The sequence below is a fragment of the Kitasatospora sp. NPDC048540 genome (assembly GCF_040651175.1).
In the GTDB taxonomy this organism is placed as follows: Bacteria; Actinomycetota; Actinomycetes; order Streptomycetales; family Streptomycetaceae; genus Kitasatospora.
Genome location: NZ_JBEZIR010000209.1, coordinates 1 through 7,720, shown reverse-complemented (window position 1 = coordinate 7,720; position 7,720 = coordinate 1). Strand labels below are relative to the sequence as shown.

The following is a 7,720-nucleotide window of genomic DNA, read 5'->3' as shown; positions in this document are numbered from 1 at the left end:
AGGCAGCTGATGATGGACGTGCACACCAAGGGTCGCGCGGTGGTCTCCAGCGGTACCCGCGAGGAGATGGCTGCGGCGCTGGGCCGGAGCCTGCGCCGCCTCGGCCGGGGCGTCCACCGCGACCGGGGTCGCGGCCTCGGCCACGGCCACCGCGGCGTCCGCGCCCTCGGCCCGGGCACCGCCGCGGGTACGGCGGCGCTCCCGCTGCTTGCGGGCCGGACGCTCGGCGGCCTCCGGCTCCGGAGCCGCCACCGCCGGGCCGGTGCCCCGGCCGCCACGGGTGCGGGCGCCCCGGGCGCCGCGGCCGCCGGTCTCGCCGAGGTCCTCGACCTCTTCGGCGTTCAGACCGGCCCGGGTGCGCTCGGAACGCGGCAGCACACCGGTGGTGCCGGGCGCGATCTTCAGCAGCTCGAACAGGTGCGCCGAGGTGGAGTAGGTCTCCTCGGGCTCGTTGAACGGCAGGTCCAGCGCCTTGTTGATCAGCTGCCAGCGCGGGATGTCGTCCCAGTCGACCAGCGTGACGGCGGTGCCCGAGGCGCCGGCCCGGCCGGTGCGGCCGATCCGGTGCAGGTAGGTCTTCTCGTCCTCGGGGCACTGGTAGTTGATGACGTGCGTGACGCCCTCGACGTCGATGCCGCGGGCGGCGACGTCGGTGCAGACCAGGACGTCGACCTTGCCGCTGCGGAAGGCCCGCAGGGCCTGCTCGCGGGCGCCCTGGCCGAGGTCGCCGTGGACCGCGCCGGCCGCGAAGCCGCGCTTGGTCAGCTGCTCGGAGACGTCGGCCGCGGTGCGCTTGGTGCGGCAGAAGATCATCGCCAGGCCGCGCCCGTCGGCCTGCATGATCCGGGAGACGACCTCGACCTTGTCGAGCGAGTGCGCCCGGAAGATGTGCTGCTCGATGTTGGCGACGGTGGCGCCGGTGTCGTCCGGCGCGGCGGCCCGGATGTGGGTCGGCTGGCTCATGTACCGGCGGGCGAGGCTGATCACCTGGCCCGGCATGGTGGCCGAGAACAGCAGGGTCTGCCGCTTGGCCGGCAGCATGGTGATGATCTTCTCGACGTCCGGCAGGAAGCCGAGGTCGAGCATCTCGTCGGCCTCGTCCAGCACCAGCGCGCGGACCTGCGAGAGGTCGAGCTTGCGCTGGCCGGCCAGGTCGAGCAGCCGGCCCGGGGTGCCGACGATGATGTCGACGCCCTTCTTGAGCGCCTCGACCTGCGGCTCGTACGCCCGGCCGCCGTAGATGGCGAGCACCCGGACGTTGCGGACCTTGCCGGCCGTCTGCAGGTCGTTGGTGACCTGGGTGCACAGCTCGCGGGTCGGCACCACGATCAGTGCCTGCGGGCTGTCGGAGAGCTGCTCGGCGGTGGCCCGGCCGGCGTCGAGGTCGGCCCGCACCACGACCCGCTCGATCAGCGGGAGGCCGAAGCCGAGGGTCTTGCCGGTACCGGTCTTGGCCTGGCCGATGACGTCGTGGCCGGTCAGCGCGACCGGCAGGGTCATCTCCTGGATGGGGAAGGGGTGGACGATGCCGACGGCCTCGAGGGCCTCGGCGGTCTCCGGGAGGATCCCCAGGTCCCGGAAGGTGGTCTTGGTGGGTTCAGCGGTGGTGGACAGGGTGCTGCCTCTTCCATATGCGGGGGCCGAGAGCGAGAGGGCGGCGGGCGGCCATACCGCTGCGCCGGGCCCGTGACGGGCCGCTGTGCACAGCTGCGGGTCGCACACCGCGCCGGTCCCTGCTGCCTGCCGACCGCGCGGCCCGTGGGGGGCGCGCCGTCCGGCGGCGTGGGGGAAGGATTCCCGTGAGGGGACGGCGCGGGACCTGCGCCGTACGGCGCGGTCCGCGGCGGCCCTCGCTCGGCCACTGATGCGGTGCCAAGGCCCGAAGTCCAGGCCAAGGTCGGAGCCGATCGGGTCTCCGACCGGGCATCCGCGTACGTGAGTGCCTGACTCGTACGGAGCACGTCTGCGCGGCCTGTCCACAGGGACGGGCCGCGCGAGTACACCAGGCCTCGCTACCACCATACAGTCCAGCGCCGACTCGAACACGTGACGCGCCTTACTCGGCTGGTGGGGGCCCGGGGAGGCCTCGCGGGGGCCCCCGGACGGCCGGGCCGGTGGGCCGGGGCGGCGGCCGCCGCCGGGCGGTCTAAGGTGACGTGCCATGGAGACTCAGGATTCTGGCCAGGGCACCCCGACCGAACCGACCGCCGCCGCCGCGACCCCCGCGGAGGCCGGGACCGGCTCGATCGGCGACTGGGCGACCCGTGCGGCCGATCCGGGCTACCGGGCCGCCGTGCTCGACCTGCTGGGCGCGCTCGCGTACGGCGAGCTGAGCGCCTTCGAGCGGCTGGCCGAGGACGCCAAGTTCGCCCCGGGCCTGGTCGACAAGGCGGCGCTGGCCAGGATGGCCTCGGCGGAGTTCCAGCACTACCAGCTGCTGCACGACCGGATCGCCGAGGTCGGGGCCGACCCCACCGAGGTGATGACCCCGTTCGTGGAGCCGCTGGAGGCCTTCCACCGGCTGACCGCGCCCTCGGACTGGCTGGAGGGCCTGGTCAAGGCGTACGTCGGGGACGCGATCGCGACCGACTTCTACCGCGAGGTCGCGGTCCGGCTCGACGACGACACCCGTGACCTGGTGCTGCGGGTGATGGCCGAGACCGGCCACGCCGCGTTCGCGGTCGACCGGGTCCGGCAGGCGATCGAGGAGGACCCGCGGGTCGGCGGGCGGCTCGCGCTGTGGGGCCGCCGCCTGATGGGCGAGGCGCTCAGCCAGGCCCAGCGGGTGGTGGCCGAGCGGGACGCGCTGTCCAACCTGCTGGTCGGCGGCGCCCAGGTGCAGGGCTTCGACCTGGTCGAGGTCGGCAAGATGTTCAACCGGATCACCGAGGCGCACACCCGGCGGATGGCGGCCCTCGGCCTCGCCTCCTGACCGACCGGCCCGCCGCGGTCAGGCGGCCCGCTGCCGGCGGTGCCGGTGGCCGCCGCCGCGCCGCGGCCCCCGGTCCGGCCGGGCCGGCACGGAGACCAGCAGCACCGAGCCGACCGCCGAGACGGCCAGCGCGGCGGCGGGCTGCTCACCGTCGAAGGCGTACCGGGCGATCAGCCCGCCGAGCAGCGCGGCCACCAGCGCCGTCGAGACGGTCAGCACCCGGGCGGCCGGGAAGTACCCCGGTAGCAGGACCAGGGCGCCGAAGCCGACGGTCAGGCCGATCAGGGCGTAGGCGATCGTCTCCACGTACACGGGCTGCCTCCCGGGGGCGTGCTGGGTGCCGTAGCCCCGCCATACCCGGCGGGCGGCCCCGGTACGCCCCCGGCGGCCCGCAGGACCGGAGCGGGACGGGAAACGGCGGCGCCCCGGCCCTCCTCGGGGGAGGGGCGGGGCGCCGCCGCTGTGCTCGGGCGCCTCGGTCAGAGGGTGCCGAAGCCCACCTTGCGGGCGGCCGGCTCGCCGATCTCCACGTACGCCAGGCGCTCGGCCGGGACGAGGACGCGACGGCCGTGCTCGTCGGTCAGGGAGAGGAGCTTCTCGGTGCCCTCCAGCGCCTTGGCGACGGCGCTCGCGATCTCGTCAGCGCTCAGCGAGCTCTCGATGACGATGTCGCGGGGCGCGTTCTGCACGCCGATCTTGACCTCCACGGCTTCCATCCCTCCGGGGTTGCAACAGCCATGCGCACCACCTCGAACAGGCGTCCGCGGTCCTTGCGCCGTACGGCTTCACCATAGAGCACGGTCCGGGCCGCGCGGCGAAGGTCCGCTGATCAGCTGTCCGCCGGCTCCTCGTCCCCGTCGGCCTGGTCCTGGTCGTTCGGGTGCATCGGGAAGCCCTTGAGGCCGCGCCAGGCCAGGCTGGCGACCAGCCGGACCGCCTCGTCCCGGGGGATGTCCCGGCCCTGCGAGAGCCAGTAGCGGGCGGTGATCTGGGCCAGGCCGCAGACCCCGGCGGCCAGCAGCTTGGCCTCCGCCTCGGGCAGGTCGGTGTCCTCCGCGATCACCTTGCTGACCAGGGTGGCGCTCATGTCGCTGGCCCGCTCCACCCGCTCGCGCACGGCCGGCTCGTTGGTCAGGTCGGACTCGAAGACCAGCCGGAAGGCGCCGGACTCGCTGGAGACGTAGTGGAAGTACGCCTCCATGGTGGCGGCCACCCGCTGCTTGTTGTCGGTGGTCGCGGAGAGCGCGTCCCGGGTGGCGTCGACCAGGGCGTCGCAGTGCTTGTCGAGGAGGGCGAGGTAGAGCTCGAGCTTGCCCGGGAAGTGCTGGTACAGCACCGGCTTGCTCACCCCGGCCCGGTCGGCGATGTCGTCCATGGCGGCCGAGTGGTAGCCCTGGGCGACGAACACCTCCTGAGCCGCGCCGAGCAGTTGTTCACGGCGGGCGCTTCGCGGCAGGCGAGCACCGCGCGGGCGCTCCTGCGCCTCCTGGATGGCCGTCACGGCGCTCCTCACTTCACGGTCGGACATGGTCGCTGCACGGTCGGTCGGACCGATGGCAGGGCCATTGATTCTACTTTTCGGTAACCAGGTCTGCTCCCGGTGAAGCCGAGTAAAACGCAGAAACGGCCTTGTCGGGAGCCCACAATACGGTCCGGACCTGCGCTGTCCACAGGGTGAGATCCGGCCGGGCCGCCTTCCGGGCGCCCGGCACCTCACTACCATCGTGCTCCATGAGCGCCGATCAGCTGCAGCCCGAGGCCGAATCGTTCAGAACCGTCCTGGTCCCGGGCGCCGAACTGGCCGTCCGCGGAACCGCCGACGGGAACGGGGACGGCCTGCCGCCCGCCCTCTACGTGCACGGGCTGGGCGGCTCCGCCGACAACTGGACCGAGCTGATGGCCGAGCTCTCCGGGGTGGTCGCGGGCGAGGCGCTGGACCTGCCCGGCTTCGGCTGGTCCGCGCCGCCGCAGGACGGCAACCTCTCGGTCTCCGGCCACGCCCGGGCCGTGATCGGGTACCTGGAGCAGTGCGACCGCGGTCCGGTGCACCTGTTCGGCAACTCGCTGGGCGGCGCCGTCTCGGTCCGGGTCGCGGCCCTGCGGCCCGACCTGGTGCGCAGCCTGACCCTGATCTCCCCGGCCCTGCCCGAGCTGCCGCCGCAGCGCAGCGCCTGGCCGACCGGGCTGCTCGCGGTACCCGGCCTGCCCGCGCTGCTCGGCCGCGCCCCGGACCGGCGGCGCAGCGTCGAGGCGGCCACCGAGAACCTGCTGCGGCTGGTGTACGCCGACCCGTCGGCCATACCGGCCGAGCGGCGGGCCGGGGCGGTGGCCGAGTACCGGCGCCGGATGGCCCTGCCCTACGCGCTCCCGGTGCTGGCCGGCTCGGCCCGCGGGGTGGTGACCGCGTACACGGAGCGCGGCGAGCAGTCGCTGTGGCGGCAGGCCGCGCAGGTCCGGGTGCCGGTGCTGCTGGTGTACGGGCTGAAGGACAAGCTGGTGTCCTACCGCTCCGCCCGGCGGGCCTGTGCGGCGTTCGAGGACGCCCGGCTGCTGGTGCTGCCGGACTCCGGGCACGTGGCGATGATGGAGCACCCGCGGCAGGTGGCGCGGGCGGTCCGGGAGCTGCTGGCCGGGTTCTGAGTTCCGAGCGGACCCGCGCGGGGTCGACGGGTACGGGTGCGGGTGGGGCGGGCCGCGGCGCCGGCGGTGGCCGTGCTGCCACGGGCCTGCCACGGCCGGGTGAACGCCGGAGATCCGGCCCGGTCACGCCGGTTCACTCGATCAGGTGGCTACCAGGCAGGTGAGCGAGGTGATGCGCCTCGCTCGTTCTACCTTTGTGGTGTCAGACCGAACAGGTGTGGGGGAGCAGCCGTCGCCGGATACCCGGTGGCGCTGCACGGCGGTGCCGGGTGCCGAGGCCACGGGGAGTGGCCTCGGCACCGCCCGGGGCCGCTGCCTTTCTGAGCATTGGTGTCACTGGTTGATCAGGCTCCCTGTGTCGTAGTCGTCGAACCCGTCGAACGCTCTGCTCTGGAGGCGTCGTGCGCATCGCCCTGCTCACCGAGAGCACCTATTCGAACGCGCAGCGTGGTGCCGGCTGGTGCGGCCGACTGGCCGACGGGCTGGTCGAGCACGAGTTCCAGCTGTACCTGCTGGCGCGCGGCGAGCGCCCCGGTCCGGCCGGGGCGGAGCCGGGCCCGCCGGTGCGCGGGCTGACCGCCGTGCACACGCTCCCGATGTGGGGCCGCCGGCCCGCCGGGCGCGGCCCGGCCGCCCACCGCCGCGGGCCGTACCGCAAGGCCTACGAGCAGCTGGTCCGGGCGCTGGTGCTGCCCGCCGAGCGGTCCTCCTTCGGCCCGGGCCTGTACCGGCTCGCCGAGCTCGCGAGAGCCGACGGCGCGCTGCCCGCCTTCCTCGCCTCCGGGCACGCCCAGCGGGTGCTGGAGCGGGTCTGGCGCTCGCCCGGCGCCGACACCGCGGCCGGCCGCCCGCTGGTCCGCGACGTCCTGGTCGCCGGTGACCTGCTGGAGCAGTGCCTGCGCCCGCTCGCCGCCGACTGGTACGGCACCGGGCCCGGCGGGATCGGCGCCGCCGACCTGTGCCACGTGGTCGGCGGCGGCCCGGCGGCGCTGCCCGCCCTGGCCGCCAAGCAGCTGCACGGCATCCCGTTCGTGGTCACCGAGCACGGGCTGCACCTGCGGGAGCAGTACCGCAGCTACCGCACCGCGCCCTACCGCTGGCCGGTCCGGGCGCTGCTGCTGTCCTTCTTCCGGCTGCTCACCGAGGAGACCTACCGGCAGGCCGCCGCCCTCACCCCCGGCAGCGCGTACGACCAGCAGTGGCAGCAGCGCTGCGGTGCCGACCCGGCTCGGATCAGGGTGGTGCACGAGGGCAGCCCGGCGGTCGCCCGGGAGGCCGCCGGCCCGGAGCCCGAGCAACCGACCGTGGTCTGGGCCGGTCCGCTGGAGCCCGGGCGGGACCCGGAGCTGATGCTGCACGCCTTCGCGAAGATCCGCGCCGAGCTGCCCGGGGCCCGGCTGCGGATGTATGGCGAGGAGGGCGTGCCCGGCTACCGGGCGCACTGCGCAGCGATCGCCGCCCGGCTGGGGATCACGGCCGCCGTCGACTTCGAGGGGCGGCCCGGCAGCCCGGCCGAGGCCTGGCAGGCCGGGCAGGTGGTGGTCTTCTCGGCGCTGGCGCAGCGCAGTCCGCGGCTGCTCGCCGACGCCATGCTCAGCGGCCGGGCGGTGGTGGCCACCGACGTCGGGGTGGCCCGCGAGGTGGTCGGGCCGAGCGGCCTGCTGGTGCCGCCGCGCAGTCCGCTGGCGGTGGCCGGGGCCTGCCTCGCCCTGCTGCGGGACGAGGAGCGCCGGGCCCGGCTCGGGCTGGCCGGGCGGCTGCGCGCGCAGGAACGGTTCGCGGTGGAGCCGGAGGTGACCGCCTTCCGGGAGATCTACCTGGAGCTGGTCTCGCGCTGGCCCGCCTTCCCGGCCGGCTCGGGCCGGCGGCTGCAGCCCTTCGCCCGGCCCGCCGAGTACTGGGTCGCCGGATCGGCCCGGCCGGAGCCGGCCGCACCGGCGGGCGGCGACCAGGAGCCCGCCACGGGGGCCAGCGCGCCCGGCGCCCTGGCCGAGGTGCTCTGATGGCCAGGCACGGGCCGCAGGCCGCGCCGCGGGCGGCCGTACCCGCCGCCGGTGGCGCGGGCGGCGGTCCGCCGCCGGCCGACCCGGTACGGGAACTGATCGTCCGGCACCGCGCCGTCGACGGCCTGCTCGCAGACGGCGCGGT

Annotated in this window: 7 protein-coding genes; 3 read left to right on the top strand and 4 right to left on the bottom strand. The window is 75.1% G+C overall.

What is annotated here, in order from left to right:
- A partial coding sequence (locus AB0D08_RS39375) for a DEAD/DEAH box helicase (protein ID WP_359895148.1) occupies positions 1-1,500 on the bottom strand: 1,500 nt, incomplete at its 3' end.
- Positions 1,501-2,161: 661 nt separating this feature from the next.
- Between AB0D08_RS39375 and AB0D08_RS39370 the strand changes: the two genes are divergently transcribed.
- Positions 2,162-2,932: a ferritin-like fold-containing protein gene (locus AB0D08_RS39370; RefSeq protein WP_033823843.1), complete on the top strand. Its 771-nt coding sequence runs from the start codon at positions 2,162-2,164 to the stop codon at positions 2,930-2,932.
- 18 nt (positions 2,933-2,950) lie between these two features.
- On the opposite strand, the gene AB0D08_RS39365 is transcribed toward AB0D08_RS39370, so the two are convergent.
- The 3 genes from AB0D08_RS39365 to AB0D08_RS39355 form a co-directional block, all read right to left on the bottom strand.
- On the bottom strand, positions 2,951-3,244 hold the full coding sequence (locus AB0D08_RS39365) for a hypothetical protein (RefSeq protein ID WP_359895146.1): 294 nt from the start codon (positions 3,242-3,244) through the stop codon (positions 2,951-2,953).
- Positions 3,245-3,411: 167 nt separating this feature from the next.
- Entirely contained in the window at positions 3,412-3,639 is a 228-nt protein-coding gene (locus tag AB0D08_RS39360) for a DUF3107 domain-containing protein (protein ID WP_033823850.1), read from the bottom strand.
- 122 nt (positions 3,640-3,761) lie between these two features.
- Positions 3,762-4,433, bottom strand: a complete 672-nt coding sequence (locus tag AB0D08_RS39355; protein ID WP_033823845.1) for a TetR/AcrR family transcriptional regulator — start codon at positions 4,431-4,433, stop codon at positions 3,762-3,764.
- A 230-nt stretch (positions 4,434-4,663) separates the two neighbouring features.
- Between AB0D08_RS39355 and AB0D08_RS39350 the strand changes: the two genes are divergently transcribed.
- Positions 4,664-5,572, top strand: coding sequence for an alpha/beta fold hydrolase (locus AB0D08_RS39350; protein ID WP_359895144.1), 909 nt, complete (start codon positions 4,664-4,666; stop codon positions 5,570-5,572).
- A gap of 401 nt (positions 5,573-5,973) precedes the next feature.
- The gene (locus tag AB0D08_RS39345) at positions 5,974-7,575 is read left to right on the top strand and encodes a DUF3492 domain-containing protein (protein WP_359895142.1); all 1,602 of its coding nucleotides are present in this window, start codon (positions 5,974-5,976) and stop codon (positions 7,573-7,575) included.
- Positions 7,576-7,720: the final 145 nt, after the last annotated feature.